General features: G+C 61.1%; 21 protein-coding genes and 1 riboswitch. Of the genes, 10 read left to right on the plus strand and 11 right to left on the minus strand.

Translation table 11 applies throughout. The annotated features are described in order from the left end of the window. The first annotated feature begins 227 nt into the window (after window positions 1–227). From ABLU50_RS21250 to pqqF, 7 genes are all read left to right on the plus strand, one after another. Window positions 228–1,247: a dipeptidase gene (locus ABLU50_RS21250; protein ID WP_060655872.1), complete on the plus strand. Its 1,020-nt coding sequence runs from the start codon at window positions 228–230 to the stop codon at window positions 1,245–1,247. A gap of 136 nt (window positions 1,248–1,383) precedes the next feature. Continuing rightward, on the plus strand, window positions 1,384–1,455 hold the full coding sequence (pqqA, locus tag ABLU50_RS21255; RefSeq protein WP_002905689.1) for a pyrroloquinoline quinone precursor peptide PqqA: 72 nt from the start codon (window positions 1,384–1,386) through the stop codon (window positions 1,453–1,455). Window positions 1,456–1,509: 54 nt separating this feature from the next. After that, on the plus strand, window positions 1,510–2,436 hold the full coding sequence (gene pqqB / locus ABLU50_RS21260; protein WP_087833065.1) for a pyrroloquinoline quinone biosynthesis protein PqqB: 927 nt from the start codon (window positions 1,510–1,512) through the stop codon (window positions 2,434–2,436). Continuing rightward, a complete protein-coding gene (pqqC, locus tag ABLU50_RS21265; protein ID WP_004143685.1) occupies window positions 2,430–3,185 on the plus strand; it encodes a pyrroloquinoline-quinone synthase PqqC in 756 nt (251 codons plus the stop codon). The genes pqqB and pqqC overlap by 7 nt, the downstream gene beginning before the upstream one ends. A 2-nt stretch (window positions 3,186–3,187) precedes the next feature. Next, window positions 3,188–3,466, plus strand: a complete 279-nt coding sequence (gene pqqD / locus ABLU50_RS21270) for a pyrroloquinoline quinone biosynthesis peptide chaperone PqqD (RefSeq protein ID WP_004202592.1) — start codon at window positions 3,188–3,190, stop codon at window positions 3,464–3,466. Next, entirely contained in the window at window positions 3,453–4,595 is a 1,143-nt protein-coding gene (gene pqqE / locus ABLU50_RS21275; RefSeq protein ID WP_023318333.1) for a pyrroloquinoline quinone biosynthesis protein PqqE, read from the plus strand. Before pqqD ends, pqqE begins: the two co-directional genes overlap by 14 nt. Then, a complete protein-coding gene (pqqF, locus tag ABLU50_RS21280) occupies window positions 4,595–6,880 on the plus strand; it encodes a pyrroloquinoline quinone biosynthesis protein PqqF (RefSeq protein ID WP_106479188.1) in 2,286 nt (761 codons plus the stop codon). The genes pqqE and pqqF overlap by 1 nt, the downstream gene beginning before the upstream one ends. On the opposite strand, the gene ABLU50_RS21285 is transcribed toward pqqF, so the two are convergent. The 3 genes from ABLU50_RS21285 to ABLU50_RS21295 form a co-directional block, all read right to left on the minus strand. Then, on the minus strand, window positions 6,877–7,614 hold the full coding sequence (locus ABLU50_RS21285; protein WP_087833063.1) for a glutamine amidotransferase: 738 nt from the start codon (window positions 7,612–7,614) through the stop codon (window positions 6,877–6,879). The two genes, pqqF and ABLU50_RS21285, sit on opposite strands and share 4 nt — an antisense overlap. 108 nt (window positions 7,615–7,722) lie before the next feature. Further along, window positions 7,723–9,633 carry a penicillin-binding protein 2 gene (mrdA, locus tag ABLU50_RS21290; protein ID WP_017900544.1) on the minus strand — a complete coding sequence of 637 codons (1,911 nt, stop codon included), beginning with the start codon at window positions 9,631–9,633 and terminating at the stop codon, window positions 7,723–7,725. A gap of 221 nt (window positions 9,634–9,854) precedes the next feature. After that, window positions 9,855–10,487, minus strand: coding sequence for a LysE family translocator (locus ABLU50_RS21295; protein WP_060655877.1), 633 nt, complete (start codon window positions 10,485–10,487; stop codon window positions 9,855–9,857). A 17-nt stretch (window positions 10,488–10,504) separates the two neighbouring features. Then, window positions 10,505–10,584, minus strand: a riboswitch (ZMP/ZTP riboswitch). Between the two features lie 343 nt (window positions 10,585–10,927). Between ABLU50_RS21295 and katG the strand changes: the two genes are divergently transcribed. Further along, window positions 10,928–13,105, plus strand: a complete 2,178-nt coding sequence (gene katG / locus ABLU50_RS21300) for a catalase/peroxidase HPI (RefSeq protein WP_004202604.1) — start codon at window positions 10,928–10,930, stop codon at window positions 13,103–13,105. A gap of 33 nt (window positions 13,106–13,138) precedes the next feature. Here the strand turns inward: katG and zapE are convergent, their stop codons facing one another. Both zapE and ABLU50_RS21310 read right to left on the minus strand, forming a co-directional pair. Further along, window positions 13,139–14,200, minus strand: coding sequence for a cell division protein ZapE (zapE, locus tag ABLU50_RS21305; protein ID WP_032425868.1), 1,062 nt, complete (start codon window positions 14,198–14,200; stop codon window positions 13,139–13,141). Window positions 14,201–14,296: 96 nt separating this feature from the next. Then, a complete protein-coding gene (locus tag ABLU50_RS21310; protein ID WP_060655878.1) occupies window positions 14,297–14,977 on the minus strand; it encodes an MgtC family protein in 681 nt (226 codons plus the stop codon). Window positions 14,978–15,582: 605 nt separating this feature from the next. Here ABLU50_RS21310 and ABLU50_RS21315 point away from each other — a divergent pair. Further along, a complete protein-coding gene (locus ABLU50_RS21315; protein ID WP_023318339.1) occupies window positions 15,583–16,989 on the plus strand; it encodes an MFS transporter in 1,407 nt (468 codons plus the stop codon). A gap of 8 nt (window positions 16,990–16,997) precedes the next feature. On the opposite strand, the gene ABLU50_RS21320 is transcribed toward ABLU50_RS21315, so the two are convergent. The 4 genes from ABLU50_RS21320 to ABLU50_RS21335 form a co-directional block, all read right to left on the minus strand. Next, window positions 16,998–17,879 carry a LysR family transcriptional regulator gene (locus ABLU50_RS21320; RefSeq protein WP_023318340.1) on the minus strand — a complete coding sequence of 294 codons (882 nt, stop codon included), beginning with the start codon at window positions 17,877–17,879 and terminating at the stop codon, window positions 16,998–17,000. A 146-nt stretch (window positions 17,880–18,025) separates the two neighbouring features. Then, entirely contained in the window at window positions 18,026–20,326 is a 2,301-nt protein-coding gene (locus ABLU50_RS21325; RefSeq protein ID WP_087833062.1) for an FdhF/YdeP family oxidoreductase, read from the minus strand. 321 nt (window positions 20,327–20,647) lie between these two features. Further along, window positions 20,648–21,565: a bestrophin family ion channel gene (locus ABLU50_RS21330; RefSeq protein WP_060655880.1), complete on the minus strand. Its 918-nt coding sequence runs from the start codon at window positions 21,563–21,565 to the stop codon at window positions 20,648–20,650. A gap of 243 nt (window positions 21,566–21,808) precedes the next feature. Continuing rightward, window positions 21,809–22,750 (minus strand): cation diffusion facilitator family transporter, encoded by a 942-nt coding sequence (locus tag ABLU50_RS21335; RefSeq protein WP_060655881.1) that lies wholly within the window; start codon window positions 22,748–22,750, stop codon window positions 21,809–21,811. 222 nt (window positions 22,751–22,972) lie between these two features. Here ABLU50_RS21335 and ABLU50_RS21340 point away from each other — a divergent pair, with 222 nt between their 5' ends. Next, window positions 22,973–23,659 carry an ABC transporter substrate-binding protein gene (locus ABLU50_RS21340; RefSeq protein ID WP_049116415.1) on the plus strand — a complete coding sequence of 229 codons (687 nt, stop codon included), beginning with the start codon at window positions 22,973–22,975 and terminating at the stop codon, window positions 23,657–23,659. 1 nt (window position 23,660) lies between these two features. Here the strand turns inward: ABLU50_RS21340 and ABLU50_RS21345 are convergent, their stop codons facing one another. Together ABLU50_RS21345 and ABLU50_RS21350 are read right to left on the minus strand one after the other, a co-directional pair. After that, the gene (locus ABLU50_RS21345) at window positions 23,661–24,530 is read right to left on the minus strand and encodes an oxygenase MpaB family protein (protein WP_032456112.1); all 870 of its coding nucleotides are present in this window, start codon (window positions 24,528–24,530) and stop codon (window positions 23,661–23,663) included. Window positions 24,531–24,643: 113 nt separating this feature from the next. Continuing rightward, window positions 24,644–25,075, minus strand: coding sequence for an OsmC family protein (locus ABLU50_RS21350; RefSeq protein WP_004202630.1), 432 nt, complete (start codon window positions 25,073–25,075; stop codon window positions 24,644–24,646). Window positions 25,076–25,133 lie beyond the last annotated feature (58 nt).

Genomic DNA, 25,133 nt, shown 5'->3' on the forward strand with positions numbered 1-25,133 from the left:
TATCTTCATCAAGAGAGTACGTGACCAGTTAAGCGGAAATTTGTATCCGCCATGTGCCCGACCGGGGCCATTTTTATCTCTTAATGTCAGGAACCCGCCGCGGGATACAGTGTGATACACAGTTCACGTTGGCAATTGTTGCGGGCTTGTGAATTTCTGCTTGCCCCCGGGCATAAATCCGCTACCGTGTCAGCCATTTTTACCACCTGATAACCCAGGAGCCCGCTATGGCGATTTTTGATGGTCACAATGACCTGCTGCTGAATCTCTGGCTTCACCATCGCGAGGATCCGGTGACCGCCTTCTTTGCCGGGATAGAGAACGGCCACCTCGATTATCCGCGTATTCTCCAGGGCGGTCTGGCCGGCGGCCTGTTCGCCCTCTTTGTGCCGCCGCAGGAGTACATCGCCCGTATGGCGCCGCAGTACGCCAGCCAGGCGTGGGATCCATTAACCATCCTCTGGCAGCAGCTGGCTATTCTCAAGGCGATTTGCGCCCATGACGCCAGCCGCGCGCGGCTGTGCCTGAGCGCGGCGGATATCGAACGCTGTCGTCAGGATAAAGCGCTGGCGATGGTGGCGCACATCGAAGGCGCCGGCGGGTTCGACGCCCAAGGCGACGATCTGCAGGCCTTTTATCGCGCCGGGGTGCGTAGCATCGGTCCGTTCTGGAATATCGCTAATCGCTTCGGCTGCGGGGTCACCGGCGCCTTTCCCGGCAGCCCGGACAGCGGGCCGGGTCTTACCGGCGAGGGCATCGCGCTCATCGCCCAGGCCAACGCCCTGAAGATGCAGATCGATGTTTCGCACATGAATGAACAGGCTTTTTGGGATACCGCCCACCATTCCACCGCCCCGCTGGTGGCCACCCACTCCAATGCCCACGCCCTGTGCCCGCAGCCGCGCAACCTGACCGATAGGCAACTGCGGGCGATCCGCGACAGCGGCGGCGTAGTGGGCGTCAATTTCGGCAACGCCTTCCTGCGCGCCGACGGACGGCGCGATAGCGACACGCCCATCGCCACCATCGTCCGGCATATCGACTATCTTATTAACATAATGGGTGAGGATCATGTGGCCCTCGGTTCGGATTTTGACGGCGTCACCCTGCCGGACGCGCTGGGGGATGTGGCCGGCTTACCGCTGCTAATCAATGCCTTGCGTGACAGCGGCTATGATCAATTGGTGCTGGATAAGCTGCTGTGGCGTAACTGGCTGCGGGTGTTAAAACATGTTTGGCAACAATAGGTTATATTGTAAACATAAAGTTAAATCCTTACAGATTCCGGGTTGATCTCTCACCCGGTGAAGCGCAATATGCGGCGGCCGTCACAGATCCTGCATTATCCGTGAGGCCTGTGGTCATTTTTAAGAGGAACAAAACATGTGGAAGAAACCTGCTTTTATCGATTTACGTCTCGGTCTGGAAGTGACGCTGTACATTTCTAACCGCTAATCGCCCCGCCCGCCGTTCGCGCGGGCATCTTTTTACATTACCCGGTCCGTCTTCATGTTCATTAAAGTCCTCGGTTCCGCCGCCGGCGGCGGTTTCCCGCAATGGAACTGCAACTGCGCCAACTGCCAGGGTCTGCGCGACGGCACGATCCAGGCCAGCGCCCGCACCCAGTCGTCGATCATCGTCAGCGATAACGGTCAGGAGTGGGTGCTGTGCAACGCCTCGCCGGATATCAGTCAGCAGATTGCCCACACGCCCGAGTTAAATAAAGCCGGCGTGCTGCGCGGAACGCATATCGGCGGCATTATTCTCACCGACAGCCAGATCGACCACACCACCGGGTTACTGAGCCTGCGCGAAGGCTGCCCGCACCAGGTGTGGTGCACCCCGGAGGTCCATGAGGATCTCTCCACCGGTTTCCCGGTGTTTACCATGCTGCGGCACTGGAACGGCGGCCTGGTGCATCACCCCATCGCGCCGCAGCAGCCTTTTACCGTTGACGCCTGTCCTGATTTGCAGTTTACCGCGGTGCCTATCGCCAGCAACGCGCCGCCCTATTCGCCGTATCGCGACCGGCCGCTGCCGGGCCATAACGTGGCGCTGTTTATCGAAAACCGCCGCAACGGGCAGACGCTGTTCTACGCACCGGGGCTCGGTGAACCGGATAAGACCATTCTGCCATGGCTGCAAAAAGCGGATTGTCTGCTGATCGATGGCACCGTCTGGCAGGATGACGAACTGCAGGCCGCCGGCGTTGGGCGCAATACCGGCCGCGATATGGGCCACCTGGCGCTCGGTGATGAGCACGGGATGATGGCCCTGCTGGCCTCCCTGCCGGCAAAACGTAAAATTCTTATTCATATCAATAACACCAACCCGATCCTTAACGAGCGGTCTCCCCAGCGCCAGGCGCTGACGCAACAGGGGATTGAAGTGAGCTGGGACGGGATGGCTATCACCCTTCAGGATACCGCATGCTGATCACCGACACGCTGTCGCCGCAGGCCTTTGAAGAGGCCCTGCGGGCCAAAGGCGCCTTCTACCATATTCACCACCCTTACCACATCGCCATGCATAACGGCGACGCGACTCGCGAGCAAATTCAGGGCTGGGTGGCGAACCGGTTTTACTACCAGACCACCATTCCGCTGAAAGACGCGGCGATCATGGCCAACTGCCCGGACGCGCAGACCCGGCGCAAATGGGTGCAGCGGATCCTCGACCACGATGGCAGCCATGGCGAGGACGGCGGGATTGAAGCCTGGCTGCGGCTGGGAGAAGCGGTCGGTCTGAGCCGCGACGATCTGCTCAGCGAGCGCCACGTCTTGCCCGGCGTGCGCTTCGCGGTGGATGCCTATCTTAACTTCGCCCGTCGCGCCTGCTGGCAGGAGGCGGCCTGCAGCTCTCTGACCGAGCTGTTCGCCCCGCAGATCCATCAGTCGCGCCTCGACAGCTGGCCGCAGCACTACCCGTGGATCAAAGAGGAAGGCTATTTTTACTTCCGCAGCCGTCTGAGCCAGGCCAACCGCGACGTGGAGCATGGCCTGGCGCTGGCGAAGGCCTACTGCGACAGCGCTGAAAAACAGAACCGGATGCTGGAGATCCTGCAGTTTAAGCTCGACATTTTATGGTCGATGCTTGACGCCATGACCATGGCCTATGCCCTGCAGCGCCCGCCCTATCATACGGTCACCGACAAGGCGGCCTGGCACACGACCCGACTGGTGTAACCATGCAAAAAACCTCCATCGTCGCCTTTCGTCGCGGCTACCGTCTGCAGTGGGAAGCTGCCCAGGAGAGCCATGTGATCCTCTATCCGGAGGGAATGGCTAAACTCAATGAGACCGCCGCGGCGATCCTCGAGCTGGTCGATGGCCGGCGCGACGTCGCGGCAATTATCGCCGTGCTCAACGAACGCTTCCCGGAAGCCGGTGGCGTCGATGACGACGTCATCGAGTTCCTGCAGATAGCCTGTCAACAGAAGTGGATCACCTGCCGTGAGCCAGAGTAAACCCGCCGTCAATCCGCCGCTGTGGCTGCTGGCGGAGCTAACCTACCGCTGCCCGCTGCAGTGCCCCTACTGTTCGAATCCGCTGGACTTCGCCCAGCAGGACAAGGAGCTGACCACCGAACAATGGATCGAGGTCTTTCGCCAGGCGCGGGCGATGGGCAGCGTACAGCTGGGCTTTTCCGGCGGCGAGCCGCTGACCCGTAAAGATCTGCCAGAGCTGATCCGCGCCGCGCGCGACCTCGGATTCTATACCAACCTGATCACCTCCGGCATAGGGCTGACGGAGAGCAAACTCGACGCCTTCAGCGAGGCCGGGCTGGACCATATCCAGATTAGCTTCCAGGCCAGCGATGAGGTGCTCAACGCTGCGCTGGCCGGTAACAAAAAAGCCTTCCAGCAGAAGCTGGCGATGGCCAGGGCGGTAAAAGCGCGCGACTACCCGATGGTGCTCAACTTCGTTCTTCACCGGCACAACATCGATCAGCTGGATAAAATTATCGCGCTGTGCATTGAGCTGGAAGCGGATGACGTTGAGCTGGCCACCTGCCAGTTCTACGGTTGGGCGTTCCTCAATCGCGAGGGGCTGCTGCCGACCCGGGAACAGATCGCCCGCGCCGAGCAGGTGGTCGCCGACTACCGGCAGAAAATGGCCGCCAGCGGCAACCTCACCAACCTGCTGTTTGTCACCCCGGACTATTACGAAGAGCGGCCGAAAGGCTGCATGGGCGGCTGGGGATCGATTTTCCTCAGCGTTACCCCGGAAGGCACCGCCCTGCCGTGCCACAGCGCGCGTCAGCTGCCGGTGGCGTTTCCGTCGGTGCTGGAGCAGAGCCTGGAGTCGATCTGGTATGACTCGTTCGGCTTCAATCGCTACCGCGGGTATGACTGGATGCCGGAGCCGTGCCGCTCCTGTGATGAAAAAGAGAAAGACTTCGGCGGCTGCCGCTGCCAGGCCTTTATGCTGACCGGCAGCGCCGATAACGCCGACCCGGTGTGCAGCAAATCGCCGCATCATCACAAAATCCTCGACGCCCGGCGCGAAGCGGCCTGCAGCGACATAAAAGTCAGCCAGCTGCAGTTCCGCAACCGTACCCGCTCGCAGCTGATCTACAAAACCCGGGACCTGTAATGACGCTGGCGACCCGCACCGTCACGTTGCCGGGCGGCCTGCAGGCCACTCTGGTCCATCAGCCGCATGCCGATCGCGCCGCGGCCCTGGCGCGGGTCGCCGCCGGTAGCCACCACGAACCATCGCGCTTTCCCGGTCTGGCGCACCTGCTGGAGCATCTGCTGTTTTACGGCGGTGAGCGCTACCGGGATGATGACCGGCTGATGGGCTGGGTGCAGCGCCAGGGCGGAAGCGTGAATGCCACCACCCTGGCCCGCCACAGCGCGTTCTTTTTCGAGGTCGCCGCCGATGGTCTGGCTGACGGTGTCGCGCGTCTACAGGAGATGCTGAAGGCGCCGCGGCTGCTCAGGGAAGATATTCAGCGTGAAGTGGCGGTGATTGACGCCGAGTACCGCCTGATCCAGCAGCATGAGCCGTCGCGCCGGGAAGCCGCCGTGCGCCACGCCGCCAGCGCGCCCGCGGCCTTTCGCCGCTTTCAGGTAGGCAGTGCCGACGCGCTGGCGGGCGATCGCCCTGCACTGCAGGCGGCGTTACGTGATTTTCACCGCACCCATTACGTCGCCCGGCGGATGCAGCTCTGGCTGCAAGGGCCGCAGTCGCTGGAGGCGCTCGGCGAGCTGGCGGCCCGTTTCGCCACTGGGCTTGCCGCAGGCGAGGCTCCGCCGCCGGCGCCACCGCTGCGCCTGGGCGAATCCACTGCACTGCAGCTGGCGGTCTCCAGCCAGCCCGCGCTGTGGCGCTGCCCGCTGATCGCCTTAAGTGACAACGTCACGTTATTGCGCGAGTTTTTGCTTGATGAAGCCCCTGGCAGCCTGATGGCCGGGCTGCGCCAGCGTGGCCAGGCGCAAGAGGTGGCGCTGAGCTGGCTGTATCAGGATCGGCACGTCGGCTGGCTGGCGCTGGTCTTCGCCAGCGACCGGCCGGAACAGGTCGACCAGCAGATAACCCACTGGCTGCAGGTGCTACGGCAGACGACGCCAGACCAGCAGCAACACTACTATCAGCTGTCCTGGCGCCGTTTTCAAACGCTGTCGCCCCTCGATCAGCTGCGCCAGCGGGCATTCGGCTTTGCCCCCGGCGGGCCGCCCGTCGGGTTCGCCGATTTTTGCGCCGCCCTGCAGGCCGCCCCCACGGTCAGCCTGGCCTGCCAGACCATTTCCCCAGGGGAGCCTGTTGCCACCCAGGGCTTTAGCCTGCCGCTTAGCCGGTGGTGGCGCCGCCCGGTCTCTGACCCGGCGCTGGAATTAGCTTTTTATCCGCAAGCCGCTGGCGGCCTCGCCGCGGAAAACCCGGAGAAAGCCGCGCCGCTGCTCCACCTCCCGTCACCGGGCGAGCCGCCGAGGCTCCTGCTCCGACCGCCCTTCTACTGCTCGCCCGATATGGCCGAAGGGCTGGCGCGCGGGGAACAGCTGCGCCCGCTGCTCGCCGCGCTGCGCCACGCCGGGGGCCGCGGCGAGTGGCATCGCGTCGACGGCAGCTGGCAGTTGCTCCTGCAGTGGCCAGCGTCCGGCCGACGGCCGGTGGCGATTCTGCAGGCCATTATGCGGCAGCTCGCGCTCCCGGTCGCCCCGCTGGCCCCGCCGCCGGAGAGTATTGCTATCCGTCATCTCATGGCTTTGCTCCCCGATCGGTTGGGCGCATCAGAGCATCAGGAAGGTTGGCTGGCGGCCCTGACCGGCGGCAGCGCAGAGGATGCGCAGTGGATCGCGCGCCAGCTGAGCCTGCTTAGCGCCCGGGTTAACCCGCCGGGCAACCTCTCTGGCACCTGCCGCCGCGGCGTCGAACGGCTGACTTTCCCCGGGGGCGATACAGCGCTGCTGGTCTTTATTCCGCTGCCGGAAGGCGCCTCGCTGGCGGCCCTGAGGGTGCTGGCGCAGCGCTGTGAGCCACTCTTTTTCCAGCGCCTGCGGGTGGAGCAGCAGATCGGCTATGTGGTGAGCTGCCGCTATCAGCGCGTCGCCGATCGCGACGGGCTGCTGATGGCGCTCCAGTCCCCGGATCGCCGCGCCGTGGCGCTGCTGCGCTGTTGCAACACCTTTTTGCTCCAGCTGCCGCCGCTGGATGAAGTGACCTTCAGGCCGCTACAGCAGCGCCTGGCCGCACAGGTTCGCACCCGGACGCCGCCCGAGGCGCAAGCGCTGGCCGTCCTGCGTCAGAAGTATGGTTTAGCGGAGCTGACGCCGCAGGCGGCTGACGCGCTGCGCGTTGAAGAGGTCGACGACCTGGCCTACGAGATGTCCCGCCGTCGTCGCCGCTGGCGGGTACTGTTCACTGCCGGGGATTAATGGCCGGGGGCATCAGGAGTCAGATAGGCACTGACGAAGCGCGTGAGGATCGCCGCGGCCTGCGGGCTCTCCTGCACTTCATCGTGTAATCGCTTCGCGTCGATGCCCTCCGCCTGCAGCACCGCCTCCCGGTAGCGGATCAGCGAGCGGGCAATCGGCGCGGTGAATTCCGGGTGAAACTGCGTGGAGACCGCGTGCGGCCCGTAGCGCACGATCTGGTGGGGATCGTGGGAGGATGCGGCCAGCACCGTGGCCCCCTCCGGCAGACGGGTCACGGTTTGCAAATGGCTCAGATGCGCGGGAAAAGCGGCCGGCAGGCCCCGCAGCAGCGGGTCGTCGACACCCCACGGCGATAGCGAAACGGTCTGGGTGCCGCTTTCCCGTCCGGCGGGATGATACGCCACCTCGCCCCCCAGGGCATGAGCCATCAGCTGATGGCCATAGCAAACGCCGAACAGCGGCATGCCGATAGCCACCGCCTGACGGATCCAGTCGGCGGTCCGTTCGCTCCATGCCAGACGGTCGGTCACCATCGCCCAGGAGCCGGTCAGCACCGCCACCGTCTGGCGATCCGGCGCCGGCAGCGGCTCGTCCTCAAACACCCGTACCGCGGTGAGCTGCGCCTGCCACGGCGCCAGCAGCGTGCGGAACCAGCGCGGCAGATCGTTATGCTCCTCACGGATGGCTGCCGGCGGCGTCCCGGTCTGAACCAGCAATAATCGGTTACGTGTCACCCTTCCTCCTCGCTCGTCATGTTCCCTAAAATACTATGCCGCCGGGAAGATGACGGGACAAATAACCAATTTCTATGAACGATGCGCCTGCGGAATAAGTCCAGCCGCTTACTGGGCGTCCGCGCTCTCCCGCTGCGGCACGTCGGCTGCGGCCGCCGGCGCCTGCTGCGGGACAAATATATGGTCCAGAATGGCGCGCGCCGTCGGTCCGGCCACCACCCCATCCCCGCCGCCGTTCTCCAGGATTAGCGCCATCGCCACCTTCGGATGCTGATAAGGGGCAAACAGCGTATAGAAGATGTGATCCCGCAGACGCACCGGGATCATTTTGGCGTTATAGGTCTGGTTTTGCTTCAGACTGAACACCTGCGAAGTCCCGGACTTCGCCGCAATCTGGTACGGCGCGGTATGGAACAGCTTGTAGCCGGTGCCGTTGGGCAAATTCGCCATCCCGTACATGCCGTTGCGCACAATGCCCCAGTACGGGGATTTTGGATCGCCCACCTGCGGCAGGTTCGCCGGCTGCTGATAGCGTTCCACATGATTGCCCTGCTTCATCGAATAGAGCAGATGCGGGTCCTGCACCTTACCGTTGTTCAGCAGCGTGGTGAGCGCTTTCACCATCTGGATGGGGGTGGCGATCCAGTATCCCTGGCCGATACCGACGGAGATGGTATCCCCCTGGTACCAGGGCTTTTTATGCACTCGCTGTTTCCACTCCCGGCTGGGCAGCACCCCGCTATACTCCTCATTGAGATCGATGCCGGTGGACTGGCCGTAGCCGAATTTGCTCAGCCACTCATGGATCCGGTCGATGCCCATCTCGAAGGCAACCTGGTAGAAAAAGGTGTCCGCCGACTCTTCAATGGCTTTGGTCACGTTGAGCATGCCGTGGCCGGTTTTCAGCCAGTCGCGGTAGCGACGCTGCGTGCCCGGCAGGGTCCACGTCGGCGCCCCGAAGAAGGTGGTGTTCGGCGTGATCACGCCGGCGGAGAGCGCCGACAGCGCCATATAGGGCTTCACCGTCGAGGCCGGAGGATACAGCCCCTGGGTGACGCGGTTGATCAGCGGCCGGTCCGGGTTATCCAGCAGCGATTTATAGGCCTGATAGCCGATACCTTTGACGAACGGGTTAGGATCGTAGCTGGGGCTGGAGACCATCGCCAGCACCCCGCCATCCCGGGGATCGACCACCACCACCGCCGCGCGCTGCCCCTTCAGCACCGACTCAATATACTGCTGCAGGTGCAGGTCAAGGGTCAGGTAGAGGTTTTTCCCGGCTACCGGCGGTACTTCTTTCAACAGACGCACCACCCGGCCGTGGTTGTCCACCTCCACCTCCTGGTAGCCGGTGGTGCCGTGGAGCGCTTTTTCGTAATAGCCCTCGATCCCCTGCTTGCCAATATTGTGGTCGGCAGCATAGTTCTCCTCTTCGCCATCTTTCGCCAGCCGCTGCAGGTCGCTGTCGTTGATTTTCGACACATAGCCCACCACGTGCGCCAGCTCTGCGCCGTAAGGGTATTCACGCTGCTGATAGCTCTCCACCGTCACCCCGGGGAAACGGAATTCGTTGACCGCGAAGCGGGCCACCTCCACGTCGCTGAGGTCGGACTTGAGGGTAACCGCTTTATAGCGGCTGCTGTGGTGCATATCGTCGCGGAAGCTGGCGATGTCGTCCGGCGTCAGGTCGACAATCGGCGTCAGGGTTTGCAGCAGCGCGGCCATATCGGGAATTTTGCTCGGGATCACCTGCAGGCGATACAGGGTAATATTCTGCACCAGCGGTATGCCGTTGCGATCGAATATCAGCCCGCGGCTGGGGGCGATGGGCAGCATTTTAATATCGTTTTGGTTGGAACGGGTCTGGTAGAAATCGTGCTGCTCCACCTGCAGATGGTAGAGGTTGAAAATCAGCACGCCAAAGCAGACCACCACCAGCAGAAAGGCGATTGCGGCCCGGCGGATAAACAGCATCTCTTCCGCGGAGTGGTCGCGAATTTCATCTCTCAAAAGGGGCATTAGCGGTACATCACCTGGATCACGGGAAAAGCCAACGGCGTAACGGCCGGGAAGCATAGCCTTATCGCGGCGTTAGCCCTACTGAAAGGTTGCTAATGATCTGGCAGAAATGTTTCAGCATGTTAGAGCCTGGAGAGCCTTTCTCTGTGGCAGAAAGGCATCAGGGTGCGAGGTTAGCCAGCGACGGATATCGCTGGCCTCCCTTTTCCCGACAAACCCGGTTATTTTCTGGCCTCAAAAGCGATCTTAACCGCCATTCCGGCCAGTACCGTCGCCATCAGCCAGCGTTGAAATTGTTGCCAGCCCGGCCGCCGGCTAAGAAATAACGCCACCTGCCCGGCCAGCAAGATAATCAGGCCGTTCACCGCCACACTGATTAATACCTGAGTACAGCCTAACATTAACGACTGGCTGAGCACGCTACCGAGTCCGGGGGTGATAAACTGCGGCAGCAGGGACAAATAGAGGATAGCAACTTTGGGGTTCGCCAGGCTGGTGATAAATCCCATCAGAAACAGCTTACGCCCACTGTCCGCAGGTAATTCACGCACCGCGAATATCGGCCTCCCTCCTGGTTTTATCGCCTGCCACGCCAGATAGAGCAAATAAGCGACCCCGCATAAACGCAAGGCATCGTAGGCATAAGGGACCGCGAAAACCAACGCGGTAATGCCGAAAGCGGCACACAGCATATAGAATAAAAAGCCCACGGCAACCCCGGCAAGGGAGATAAAGCCAGCGCGTTTTCCCTGGCAAATCGAACGCGAAGTGAGATACATCATATTGGGGCCGGGGGTTAACACTAATCCCAGCGCCACCGCGGCAAAGGCCATTAATGAAGCGAATTCAGGCATAACTTATCTCCAGATAGCGGTAATGCCCAGGCGCGCGGCGACGTCGACCATGCTCCCCAACAGTATTCTGTCTTTAGCGCCAGTCACATGGTGTCTAAGTATTAGCTTATTCTGTGTCCGCCAACAACCCCTGCGCCGGGCATTCGTTACGCTCGCTCAGCGGAAAACCCTCATCCTTTTCTCATAGTAAAATTGTCATATCTCAAACAATTAGCATTCCTTCGGCCCGATTGACGCAGATCGTTTCCTTTGCCGTCTCGTTACGTCTATGGTTAATGGTGAGGTGTATTTTTTACCCCTGGAACCGCCAGGTCATATAAGAGGGTGTTTCGCCCTTCGTTGAACGGAATTAGCTATTAAATCCGTAGACTCATTCAAATATCGCTTATTGGTAGCAGTGTATATCGTAACGGCATTCACAAAAGCAAACGGAGCCTGATATGAGCACGTCTAACGACCCATCCAACAACGCATCCGCCGGAAAGTGCCCTTTCCACGCCGAGACGCCCAAGCAGAGCGCCGGCAGCGGCACCGGCAACCGCGACTGGTGGCCTAACCAGCTGCGTGTCGATCTGCTGAACCAGCACTCCAGTCGTTCCAACCCGTTGGGTGAGGATTTTAACTACAGGGAAGAGTTTAAAAAGCTCGATTACTCCGCGCTGAAGGCTGACCTCAGAGCGCTGCTGACCGATTCGCAAGAGTGGTGGCCAGCAGACTGGGGCAGCTATATCGGTCTGTTTATTCGTATGGCCTGGCACGGCGCCGGCACCTACCGCACCGTTGACGGTCGCGGCGGCGCGGGTCGTGGGCAGCAGCGCTTTGCGCCGCTGAACTCTTGGCCTGACAACGTCAGCCTAGATAAGGCCCGCCGTCTGCTGTGGCCGGTGAAACAGAAATATGGCCAGAAAATCTCCTGGGCCGACCTTTACATGCTGGCGGGTAACGTGGCGCTGGAAAACGCCGGCTTCCGCACCTTCGGTTTTGGCGCCGGTCGTGAAGATGTCTGGGAACCGGATCTGGACGTTGACTGGGGCGATGAGAAAGAGTGGCTGGCCCACCGTCACCCGGAAAGCCTGGCGAAACAGGCCATCGGCGCCACCGAAATGGGGCTGATTTACGTTAACCCGGAAGGACCGAACGCCAGCGGCGAGCCGCTGTCCGCCGCCGCGGCCATTCGCGCCACCTTCGGCAATATGGCGATGGACGATGAAGAAATAGTCGCGCTGATCGCCGGCGGCCACACGCTGGGTAAAACCCATGGCGCCGCAGAAACCAGCCACGTCGGCGCCGAGCCGGAAGCCGCGCCGCTGGAAGCGCAGGGCCTGGGCTGGCACTCCAGCTACGGCAGCGGCGCAGGCGCGGATGCCATTACCTCCGGTCTGGAAGTGGTCTGGACGCAGACGCCCACCCAGTGGAGCAACTACTTTTTCGAGAACCTGTTCAAATACGAATGGGTGCAGACCCGCAGCCCGGCGGGCGCTATCCAGTTCGAAGCCAAAGACGCCCCGGAAATTATCCCGGATCCGTTTAACCCGGGGAAAAAGCGCAAACCGACCATGCTGGTCACCGACCTGACCCTGCGCTTCGACCCGGAGTTTGAGAAGATCTCCCGTCGCTTCCTCAACGACCCGCAGGCTTTTAACGAGGCCTTCGCCCGGGCGTGGTTCAAGCTGACCCACCGCGATATGGGGCCTAAATCCCGTTACCTCGGGCCGGAAGTGCCAAAAGAAGATCTGATTTGGCAGGATCCGCTGCCGGCGGCCACCCATCAGCCGAGCGCGGAAGACATCGCCAGCCTGAAAACCGCCATCGCCGGCGCCGGCCTGTCAGTGAGTGAGCTGGTCTCGGTGGCTTGGGCCTCTGCCTCCACCTTCCGCGGCGGCGATAAGCGCGGCGGCGCCAACGGCGCGCGTCTGGCGCTGGCCCCGCAGAAAGACTGGCCGGTCAATGCTATCGCCAGCCGGGTGCTGCCGACCCTGCAGGCGATCCAGCGCGCCTCCGGCAAAGCGTCGCTGGCCGATATCATCGTGCTGGCTGGCGTGGTCGGCGTTGAGCAGGCTGCGGCGGCGGCTGGCGTCAGCGTCAACGTGCCGTTTACCCCTGGCCGCGTCGACGCCCTGCCTGAGCAGACCGACGTCGAGTCGTTTGACCTGCTGCAGCCGCTGGCGGATGGCTTCCGCAACTACCGTCGCATCGAGGGCGGTGTGTCGACGGAAACGCTGCTGATCGATAAAGCGCAGCAGCTGACCTTAACCGCTCCGGAGATGACGGTTCTGGTGGGTGGACTGCGCGTGCTGGGCGCCAACTACGACGGCAGCAAACACGGGGTGTTTACCGACCGCGTCGGCGTGCTCAGCAATGACTTCTTCGTCAACCTGCTGGATATGGCCACCGTCTGGAAACCGGCCGATGATCGGGCGGAGCTGTTTACCGGCAGCGACCGTAAAACCGGCGAAGCGAAGTACAGCGCCACCCGCGTGGATCTGGTGTTTGGCTCCAACTCGGTCCTGCGCGCCCTGGCGGAAGTGTACGCCTGCGCCGACGGGCAGCAGAAGCTGGTGCATGACTTCGTCGCCGCCTGGACCAAGGTGATGAACCTCGACCGCTTCGATCTGTGATCCCCTCGCCCCGGCACCCGCCGGGGCTTTTTTTTATACCGCCCGCGGCAGCTGTTGCAGGCGGCTCCGCGTTCGCTGAATATCCTCCAGTTCCACCCCGGCCACCAGCGTCTCCAGGTCGCAGCGGGTTACCAGCAGCAGGCGGATCTGCTTTTCATACAACACATCAATCACGTTGATAAAGCGCTGCTGGGCCGCCGGCCCTACCGTGGCTAGCGGCGGCACCTCGTCCAGCAACCAGACGGCATAACGTTCGCTGAGCGCCAGATAGTCCATCACCGCCGTGGCGGCCTGGCAGAGCTGGGCAAAAGAGAAATGGAGCAAGGCGGGTGACGCCGCGGCCGCCTGCAGCGTGCGATAGCCTACCTCCAGCGGGACCGGTTCGGCAGGCAGCGAGGGCAGCTCGTACAGCTGACGCTGTGATTCGCCCGGGTTAACCCATAGCCGCCCGCTGCAGAAGGCGTTATCCTGGCTCAGATGCCGTTCGCGATAATCCTCCTCGCCGTTAAGCGCGACGACCGCCAGGTGGGCGCGGATCAGCGCGATCGACGGTAAAAAGCGATCGTGATACAGCGGATTAGGCAGCAGCATCTCCGGCGGGTAGTTAGAGGTAGCCAGCAGCACGATGCCCCGTTGAAAAAGGTGTTCCAGCAGCGCCTTCATCAGCATGGCGTCGCCGGGGTCGTGAAGATGAAATTCGTCGAAACACAGCAGGCGGCAGCCGGAGGTCATCTGCATCATCACCGTCTGCAGGCCAGGCGCGCCGGGGGCATTCAGCCGCTGGTGCAGTTCGCGGAAGAAGTGATGAAAATGGACCCGACGCCGGGCGGCAAGCGGCAGGCTGGCAAAAAAGTGATCGAGAATATAGCTTTTCCCTCGCCCGGTGCGTCCCCAGACGTACAGTCCCTGCGGCGTGCCGGGCGCGGACAACAGCTGCTGGCCCAGGGCGTCCAGGCGAGCGATGAGCGACAGCTGATCGTCGTCCAGCGTCAGACGGGCACGCGCCGCCTGCTCGGCCATCACGCGGGTAAAGCGAAAATCAGCCGTCGTCATAGTCTGGCCAGATTCCGACGGCACACATCCATTATTTAACATTCTTATAACCTCCGGCAGGAGGCCATTCTAGCCGCTTTCCCACGGGTTGGCGAATCGCGCGGCCAGCGGCCGTTTCCGCTGCCCCACCGCCTGTCTCTACGCTTCTCCGACGCGCCAGTGTACCGAGGTGACGTTCTGCTGAACGCCCATTTGCGCCATAATCTGCGCCAGCGTTTTCTGATGCTGCTTATGACTAATCAGCTCCGCGCAAATCTCCAGCTGATCCGCCGTGTCTGCTGCCGCCGACTGTAATCCCTGCAGGGTGAACCTCTGCTGCTGAGCAATATTCAGCAGCAGCTGACGCACGGCCTTTTCATGCTCGCGCAAACAGGTGACGCGTAAGATATAGCGTTTTTCTTCGTCACCGGCGCCCGGCAAGGCATGAATACGCTGCGCCGCTTCGCGGAGCAGGATGTTGGCGCACAGAATAATCAGCGTCGCCGCCGTCGCGTTCCAGAACTGCCCCAGGCCGCAAAGGACACCGATACCGGCCGAGCACCACAGGGTGGCGGCGGTATTGAGGCCGCGAACGTTCATGCCATCGCGCATAATCACTCCCGCCCCAAGGAAGCCGATACCGGAGACGATCTGCGCCGCAATGCGCCCCGGGCTGTCCGGCGAGGCCGACATCGCGCTAAGAATAAACACCGCCGCGCCGGTGGCCACCAGCGCATTGGTCCGCAAACCGGCCATACGTTGCCGCCATTGTCTTTCCGCGCCGATCAGCGCTCCCAGCAGCATTGCCGCGAGTAAATGTGTCATATAAGGAAATACCATCGCGCCTTCCTCCAGATAACAGAAAGCAATAAAAATGTATTGATGTCGCGCTCAGCCGCGCCGGGCAATTAGCGGGCGGATGATGGTGGAGGAAATAAGGTGGTGGGAAACAGAAACATAACGATGCCTCTCGCGTTCGGTCGCGAATCACTACATTCAGGGAGGCAATCCGGTAATCAAAGATTGCTGCCCGCCGGTTCGGCAAGCAGCGAAAATAGTCGCGTTAACTTGCCGGAGAATAACAATAAGGATGACTGTCCAACGCATGACTCCTGTATGAAAGTGGGCACATTATAGCCCGGCGCAATAGCGGGTAAAGCGGGAAAACGCCGCCAGTGAGGATTCGTTTACTCTGTCTGGCCCTGGCCCTGGGCCTGGCCCTGCGCAGCGCGACATCGCCTGGCGGAGAACATTGCCCCCCACGGTGATTTACTTCAATTCTTCCCTCAGCGTGCGGCGAAAATCAGCATGAATATCATCTTTTACCCTGCATGGCGCGATCTTGCGCTAAAGATTGCCGTTAACGCTAAAGATTAAAAATTTAAAACTATTAACAATCACTTAACATTAGCAAGCAAACCATTCTTCCTGAGGAACACAACACCATGTCTACCACCCAGGTTCTCGGCGAATCGCCCTATGCTTCGCCAGGACAACCGCACGCCAGCTTAACCGGACGCATTGACGCGCTGCCCGCCTCCTTCGGGTTATGGTCGTTTATCACCCTACTCTCCCTCGGCGGCTTCTTTGAGCTCTACGATTTGTTCCAGACCGGGTACATCAGCGCGGGCCTGCTGGCGGAGGGTATTTTCCACACCGGCGCGGCGGGGATCTTTGGCATCGCCGATCAGGCGGCCTTTGCCTCCGCCACCTTTATGGGGCTGTTTATCGGCGCGAGTCTGCTGGCGCCGCTGGCGGACAAGCTGGGGCGCCGCCTGACCTTTATGGTGGCGCTCGCCTGGTACGGCTTTTTCTCGCTGCTGATGGCGACCCAGAGCAGTGCGGAAGGGGTGATCTTCTTCCGCTTTCTGGTGGGAATCGGCCTCGGCATTGAGCTGGTGACCATTGACACCTACCTCAGCGAATGGGTACCTACCCACCTGCGCAATAAAGCCTTCGCCTTTGCCTTCTTTATTCAGTTCTTGTCGGTTCCGGCGGTAGCGCTGATGTCCTGGATATTGGTGCCAACCACCCTTTTCGGCCTCAGCGGCTGGCGCTGGGTGATCATCTTCGGTGCGCTGTTCTCGCTGGCGATCTGGTTTATCCGCAAAAAGCTGCCGGAGTCAGCCCGCTGGCTGGAAAGCAAAGGGCGGCATGATGAGGCGCATGCGGTGATGTGCGCCATGGAAGCCCGCTGCGGCCTGACGCCGTCGCCGAAGCATGCGCAGGCGGCACAGAGCGTCGTCAAACGCGGCACCTTCCGCGAAATCTGGGCGCCGCAGTATCGGCAGCGCACCCTGATGCTGATGGTGATGAATTTCTTCCAGGCGATCGGTTTCTTCGGCTTTGGCAACTGGCTGCCAGCGCTGCTTTCCGGTCAGGGGGCCAGTATCACCCACAGTCTGCTGTACGCCTTCTTTATCACCCTCGCCTATCCGCTGGGCTGCCTGTTCTGCACCCGCTTCGTGCATCGCTTTGAGAACAAGTGGCAGATCGTACTCTCCGCGCTGATGACCGTCATCTTCGGCACCCTGTTTGCGCTGCAAAACAATCCTATCCTGCTGGTGATCTGCGGGTTTATGATCACCTGGTCCAACGCCTGGCTGACCATCAGCTACCACGCCTACCAGGCCGAGGTCTTCCCGACCCATATTCGCGCCCGCGCCGTCGGCTTCTGCTACTCGTTCAGTCGTCTCTCGACGGCGGTGACCAGCATCCTGATCGGCATTATTCTGCAATATGCCGGCACGCCGGGGGTGATTAGCTTTATCGTCGTCAGTATGCTGATGGTGATGCTGTCGGTGGGGATCTTCGGCCCGAGAACCCGGGGCATTCGACTGGAGAATATCTGAGGCTGGCCTCAGCCAAAAATCCCCTGCGCCTCGGCGAAGCATTTTTCCGCCAGGGACGAGACCGGCTCCTGCTGGCGCATAATCAGCGCCAGCTGCGAATCGACCTGGCTTTCGGCGATGGGCAGGATCTCAAGATTATCGCTTAGTGCTTCGAGGCCGTTGTTAAGCGGCATAATGGCGCAGCAGATCCCCGCCTGCACCGCCTGGATAATCTGAAACGTTGAATCGCTTTCAAAGACAGACGTCGGGGTTAGCCCTTTGGCCTTAAAGCTGATTTCAATGGATTCCCGGTAGTACATTCCCTTGGTCAGAAAGCCAAGGGGCAGCGCCGCCAGCGTATCCCAGCCCGGCGTCCCGGCGCTGAAGTCGAAATGGCGTTTATCGTGCAGCAGTCCCATCCGGGTTTGCGGCAGCCGGGCGATCTTAAACAGGCGTTCATCCAGATGCTGCAGGTAACAGATCCCCAGGTCCAGCTGGTTGCGGCTGACGCCATCGATAATCTGCTCCGAGGTCATTGACAGCAGGCTGAACTGCAGCGCCGGGTATTTCTCCGCGAGGGGTTTAATCAGCTGCATCGGGTTGAGGCTCGCCAGTGGCACCATACCAACCCGCAGCTGGCCGACCATCTGCCCGCGACAGATGGCCGCCTCCGCCGCCAGGCCGTCATGGGCGGCAAGCACCGCCCGCGCCCACGCGAGGATTCGCTCCCCCTCCGGGGTAAAACCCTCAAAGCGCTGCCCGCGCTGGATAAGGGTCAGGTTCAGCTCCTCTTCCAGATTACGAATGCGCATGGAGAGGGTCGGCTGGGTAATATGGCAGGCTGCCGCCGCCTGGCCAAAATGGCGCGTCTGATCGAGCGCGATCAAATACTTGAGTTGCTTAATATCCATTCTCTTTCCCGTTTGAACCCCGCCGTTCACCCCCGGGGCCGCACACAGGTTACCAGAATGTTAGTTTCATCACCGATAAATTCAAGCGAGGACAGGAGGGGCGACGGGGCGCAGGACGGCGCGACGCCGCCCAACGCCCTGCTTCTTTAACGCACGCCGGCCAGCGGGCGGATCTCTTTCGAGCGCAGCGTCAGGCGGACAGGGACTGACTTATAGGAAGGCGTACCGCTCTCTTCATCCAGATAGTTCAAGGGCACCAGCACATTGGCTTCCGGATAATAGGCGCCGACGGTGCCGGGCGCGATGCCGTAGGCCACCACGGTGATATCTCTGAGCGTCAACGCGCTGCCCGGCAGCGCGGTGTGGATATCCACCCGATCGCCATGCTCCAGGCCCTGGGCGGCCATATCCTGCTCGTTCATAAACAGCACGTCACGACGGCCAAAAACGCCGCGGTAACGGTCATCCATAGCGTAGATGGTGGTGTTGTACTGGTCGTGGCTGCGCAGGGTCACTAAGCGCATCACATCCTCGCCCTCCACCACCACGTTCTCATGCACACCTTTGAAAACCGAGAACATGGCTTTGCCGGTGGCGGTAGGCCAGATGCGCTCGGTCGGCGGCAGCGGCATGCGAAAGCCCCCGGGGTGGCGAATGCGCTGGTTGTAATCCTCGAACCCCGGAATGGTCTGTTCGATCAGATCGCGAATGCGGTCGTAATCTTCCACCAGATACAGCCAGTCGACTTTGCTGGCCGGCAGAGTGGCCTTCGCCAGACCGGCGACAATCGCCGGCTCCGAGCGCAGCGTCGGCGAGGCGGGCTTAAGCTTGCCTGAGGAGGCATGTACCATCGACATCGAATCCTCGACGGTGATCGACTGTCGGCCGCTGGCCTGCAGGTCAAGCTCGGTGCGGCCCAGACACGGCAGAATAAAGGTCTCTTTCGCCGTCAACAGGTGCGAGCGGTTGAGCTTGGTGCCGACGTGAACGCTGAGCTCAAGGTTGCGCATCGCCGGGAAAGCGCGTTCGTGATCCGGCATCGCCACGGCGAAGTTGCCCCCGAGGCAGATCAGGGCTTTGGCGTCGCCAGCGATCATGGCCTCCAGCGCCTTCACCGCATCGTGACCATGATGCCGCGGCGGCGCGATCCCCATCACCCGCTGCAGGCTGTCGAGGAAGGCCGCGGTGGGTTTTTCGCTGATCCCGACGGTGCGGTTTCCCTGCACGTTTGAATGGCCGCGCAATGGGCAGATCCCGGCTCCCGGCTTGCCGATATTGCCGCGCATCAGCAGCAGGTCGGCAATCAACCGGACGTTGGAGGTGCCTTTATTATGCTGGGTGATGCCCATGCCGTAGGTGACGATGGTGGCCGTGGATTTGGCGTAAGCCACCGCGACCTGGGTTAGCGACTCGCGCGTCAGACCGGACTCCTGCTCAATGTCCTGCCAGCGGGTGGCGTGCAGATCCTCGGCGAAGGCGCTGAACCCCTGGGTATGTTGCGCAATAAACGCGTGGTCGAGCACCTGGCCCTGCTCCTCCTCCAGCTGCAGCAGCGCTTTGGCGATCCCTTTCAGCGCCGCCGCGTCGCCGCCGGCCCGTACCTGGTAGTAGGTCGACGCGATCGGCGTCGAGCGATATGTCGCCATCTCCATCACGTTCTGCGGGTCGGCAAAACGCTCCAGCGCCCGCTCACGCAATGGGTTAAAAACGATAATCGGCACACCCCGGCGGGAAAGCTCATGCAGAGTGCCCATCATCCGCGGATGGTTGGTGCCCGGATTATGGCCGATGGAGATCACCAGTTCGGTCTGGTCAAAATCATCGAGGGAGACGGTGCCTTTGCCAATGCCGATCGACTGCGGCAGGCCCACGCTGGTGGATTCATGGCACATGTTAGAGCAGTCGGGAAAGTTATTGGTGCCGTACTCGCGGGCAAACAGCTGAAACAGCCACGCCGCTTCATTGGAGGCCCGTCCGGAGGTGTAGAATTCAACTTCATCTGGCTGCAGGCCGCGAAGGATCTCGCCGATACGGGCGAAGGCCGCCTCCCACGCCACCGGTCGCAGGGTATCGCTGGCGCGGTCGTAGACCAAAGGATGGGTTAAGCGGCCATAGCCCTCCAGTTCAAAATCGCTTTTCGCCAGCAGGGAGGTCACGGTGTTAGCCGCGAGGAACGCTGGCGTCACCCGTTTGGTGGTCGCCTCCCAGGTAACGGCTTTGGCGCCATTTTCGCAAAACTGAAAAGTGGATTTATGCTCTTTATCCGGCCAGGCGCAGCCCGGGCAGTCAAACCCATCCGGCTGGTTAGTTCGCAGCAGCGTGGCGGGCGCCTCGAAGGCATCCATCTGGGTACGCACGGCAATGGCCGTGGCCTTCAGCGCGCCCCACCCGCCTGCCGGACCGTCATAGGGGTGAACACCGGGAACCGCGCGTCTTTTATTGGTCATCTTTTTACTCCTGCTGCTCTGTTCTGGCCGCCGCCGGCCGAAAAAAAGCGTGCGACGACCCCGGCGACGAGGCGTGGTGTGCGCGGCGTCACCTGATAAGAATGCTGTTTCTCAAGGATAGTACGATGGGAAAGCGTAGGTACTGCGTTTGTTAACCGAATAATAACATACGCCACAAATCTGTATAATTGATGTTATCTATCGGGTGTTAAATTTAACTTATTTGCAAATTTTGCTTTTATCGCCGCCCTCTGCGCGGCGGGTCACGCGGGGACGGGAAAGTGATGACCGGGCAGCGGAAACTGCCCGGCGCGCAGGGGTTCAGGTCAGGTTGAAGTAACGGTCCGGACGCAGCGTCTCCGGCAGCGGATGTTGACCGGTCATGTCGAGCAGATTGCGCTCAATGGTGTTGCACATCGCGTTCAGCGGCAGGTCGTTGGCGGCGGTGCCGAAAGGATCCTCCAGCTCTTCCGCCAGCGAATCCCAGGATAAAAAGGTGTAGGAGATAAAGACCGAGACAAACGGCGTCATGTAGTGCAGATCCCCGACCAGGGCGAACGGCAGCAGCGTGCAGAACAGGTACACGGTGCGCTGCAGGATCAGGGTATAGGCGAACGGCACCGGGGTGGTGGCCAGCCTTTCGCAGCCGCCCAGCACGTGCGCCAGCTCATCGAGCTTATTGTCCATCAGCCCGTAGGTGATGTCGCTCAGCTTGCCCGCCTCGCGCAGCTGGCCAATTTCGTTACCGGCCAGCAGCAGGATCCGGTTGGTGGACATCGAGCTGGCGAGGATCTCCGTCACCCTCTCCTCGGGCAGCAGCCGCCGCAGGTCAGCCGTCGGATCGGTTTTGCGCAGCTGGTGCTTCAGGCTCCAGCTGAAGGCCACCAGATAGCTGACGATGCGCTGATGGGCATCGTGTTCCGCCGGCAGGATATTGCGCAGCTGGCGCACCAGGGTGCGTTCGGCGATAAGCACCGTCCCCCACAGATTGCGCGCCTCGACGAAGCGGCTGTAGCTGGCGCTGTTGCGAAAGCCGAGGAAAATCGCTATCGCGATGCCCAGCAGACTGAACGGCGCCACCGTTAAGTGGATCCCCAGCTGCGCGTACCATTGATAGCTGATAATGGCGATGATGGACATCAGCACATTAAGCAGCAGACGAAAGATGATTTTTGACAGCACGGAGCCGTGCCAGTCAAATAGGCGAAGAAACCAGTGTTGTTCTGGCCGAATGATCATTGTCTGACTTCCTGAATTACCGCTCTGGTCATTATCTCGAAATAAAGAATAGAGATTATCTATGAACCGATTGGTTTATTTTATCGTTAACTGCAACGGGCAGATCTGCGCCATTATTTAGCGATGGTAATGGCCGGCTCAGTATGAGCCTTATTTATCGTTCAGGCAATCAATGCGCGGGCGGAAGGGGCGAGGAATAATGGCTCAGGGATAAAATAACCGCTGAGCCAGTCTATTTTCCGCTTATGACGTCAGGCAGTTTGCCTCCCCCGGCGAACTGGCAACCGCCGCGCAGGGATCGAGATGCACCATCACATTAAGCACCGGATGCTGCGCCATGACCCGCTCCCGCGCCTGCCGGGCAATCTGATGCCCTTCAGCGACCGACAGCTCTCCGGCTACCTCGAGATGGACATCCACCAGCACCAGATCCCCCGCCTTACGGGTTTTCAAATCGTGCAGACCCGCCACGCCCGGCGTGGCTCGCAGCGTGCCGGCGATTGCCCGCTGCGTCTCTTCATCGACAGCGCGGTCCATTAAATCGTGCAGCGCGGTGGCGGCGAAACGATAGCCCATCCGCGTAATCACCAGCCCTACCGCCAGCGCGGCGAGCGGGTCGAACCAGGCGAACCCGGCCAGATTACCGATAATCCCCAGCGCCACCACCAGGGATGACGCGGCGTCTGAGCGGGCATGCCAGGCGTTGGCGATGAGCAGCGAGGAGTTCAGCCGCCTGGCGGCCGCCAGCATATAGCGAAACAGCCCCTCTTTGACCACCAGCGCCGTCAGCGCCATCCACAGCGCCACGCTGTGCACCGGCGGAATCGTCTGCGGTTGCGCGAGATGACCCGCGGCAGACCACAGCATACCGACCCCGACCAGCACCAGGATCGCGCCGAGGACCAGAGAGGCGCCGTTCTCATAACGCCAGTGGCCATAATGGTGATCGTGGTCAGACGGTCGGCGACTCTTTTTATTCGCCACCAGCACGACGCCATCGGCGAGCAGATCGGAAAAAGAGTGCATGCCATCGGCAATTAACCCCTGGGAACCAGAATATATTCCCACCGCAATCTGCAACGCGGAGAGAAAAATATTGACCACCACGCTAATTAGGGTACTCCTTCGCGCCTGCTCAGAACGCTGATGATATTTATTATCATTTTCAAAATTATGTTGTGCCATTATTTCTCTCCCTCAGTGAGCGGGAAGAATAAACTGACAAGCTGAGTTTATGCTTAACAATATAAAAGCCATTGCCTTGCTGTTTAACGAAATCGCTGCGGTCGTTAATTACTGTATTCTGAAAGTGTGGCCCCGGAGGTACAACCGCGCGCGGATGGACTATCTTATCACTGGCGACCAACAGGTCGGGCCACCTTCTCTTAGCCACCACAGGAGTCAGCGATGTCAGCAATCACACCATCCCGGCTGCGTTTTGCCATTAATCTGGGCAATGCGGTACTGGCCCATCCTGGAGAAAACGGCGAGCCGACAGGCATTACCCCCGAGCTCAGCCATCGACTGGCGCAGCGCTGGGGCGTCGTCGCCGAGTTCGTCACCTATCCTGCCGCCGGTAAAGTGGTGGCCGACGCCGGCGGCGAACGCTGGGATATCGCCTTTCTGGCCATCGACCCGGCGAGGGAGGCGACCCTGCGCTTTACTTCTCCCTATATCACCATTCAGGGGACCGCGCTGGTGAGAGCCGGTTCGCCCTGCCAGAGCGTGGCCGATATGGATCGCCCGGCAACCACGATTAACGTCGGGCAAAACGCCGCCTACGATCTGTGGCTCACCCGCCATCTGCAGCACGCCAGCCTGAATCGTCTCCCCTCCTCGCAGGAGGCCATCGACGCCTTCCTCGCCGGTGAAGGGGATATGGTCGCTGGCATCCGTCAGCCGCTGGAGGCGACAGCGCGCCACCATCCGGGGGTGCGGGTCTTAGCGGATAATTTTACCGAGATCCAGCAGGCCATCTGCGTCGCCCGGGATGATGTGGTCCGCTTTAACGCGGTGAATGACGCGTTGGACGAATGGCGGGCGGACGGTAGCCTGGAGGCGCTGATTGCCCGGCACCTGGGCAAGGCGGGCTGAATCACGCCTCCGCCATCCGGCGCATGGCGCAATGCCAGGCGCCGTTACGTACCGAGGCGCGCAGCACGCGGGCGATCGCCAGTACCATCAGACGCGTCGTGCGCCGCTGCAGCGGCGACAGCGACAGTCCCAGCATCTCCTGCGCCCATGGCGGCAGAAGATCGATCCCGGCCCGCATCATCACCTGGCCAACCGGCTGACTCAGGCGACCCGGCAGACGGGTGGTGAGCAGTACCTCGGCTACCTCCCGGGTACGTTCGTCACAGCGCAGCTGCGGCCGCATCGCCTCAAGATAGTCCGCGACCTCATTCGGCGTCTGGGGAATATCTTTGGCTCCCAGCCGACGAGCGATCTCCGCCGACTCGCGAAAATAGTCCTCCTGGCGCTGGACGCTGACCACCGTCCGCTTGTAGCGCAGGTGGGAGGCCATAAAGCGGCTGCACTCAGCAACATGCACCCAGGTCAACAGCGCCGGGTCGCTTGCCTGATACGGCGTGCCGTCCTTGTCCACCCCGGCGATCCGCTGATGGATCCCCTGCACTTTGGCGATCAACCGCTCGGCGTCGGGGGTGGCGGCGAAGGTGGTAGCGGAGATAAACTGACTGGTGCGACGCAGGCGGCCAAAGATATCCTCGCGGAAACGGGAGTGGTCCCAGACGCCGGCCAGCGCCAGGGGGTGCAGCATCTGCAGCAACAGCGCGCTAATGCCGCCGCACAGCATTGAGGTAAAATCGCCGTGCACCTGCCAGATGGCTGATTGCGGACCAAAAAGCCCCGGCTCCCCTTTGGGCTGTTCAAAATCAATCTCTTTTAACGCCATGCCGGTCAGGCCGAGCACCTGCGCCTCGATCATTCCGCGAATGCCGATCATGCTGGAGTCCCTTACGTTTACCAAAGGACCAAAGATACCACTTTTGCGCAGCGGAGGCAGTGACAGGGAGAGAGATCGCGGGAACGGTGCCCGCAGAGTGCGGGCACAACAGCTTATGGATTCAGCTGGTAGTCAAGGGTGATATTGGCTTTCAGCACCTGTGATACCGGGCAGCCGGCCTTCGCTTTCTGGATGATCTCATCGAACGCCGCCGGCGCAACGCCGGGCAGGACAATCTGGCTTTGCAACGCGATGTCGGTTATTGCAAACCCACCGTCGGTTTTATTAAGGGTGACCACTGCGGTGGTGTCGATGGACGTCGCGGTATAGCCCTCTTCGCTGAGCATCAACGATAGGGCCATCGAGAAGCAGGCGGCATGTGCGGCGCCGATCAGCTCTTCGGGGTTGGTGCCTTTCACCCCTTCAAAACGGGTATTAAAGCCGTAGGGCTGCTGGCTCAGCGCCCCGCTCTCCGTCGACACGGTGCCTTTGCCATGCTTGAGATCGCCTTCCCAGTGCGCCAGACCTTTCTTATGAATCGCCATATGACTCCTCCTGTGATGATGTCGAACAAAAAGTATAGTGCCTGATGCTGAACCTGCT

The organism is Klebsiella sp. GG_Kp173 (assembly GCF_040062415.1).
Taxonomy (GTDB): Bacteria; Pseudomonadota; Gammaproteobacteria; order Enterobacterales; family Enterobacteriaceae; genus Klebsiella; species Klebsiella quasipneumoniae.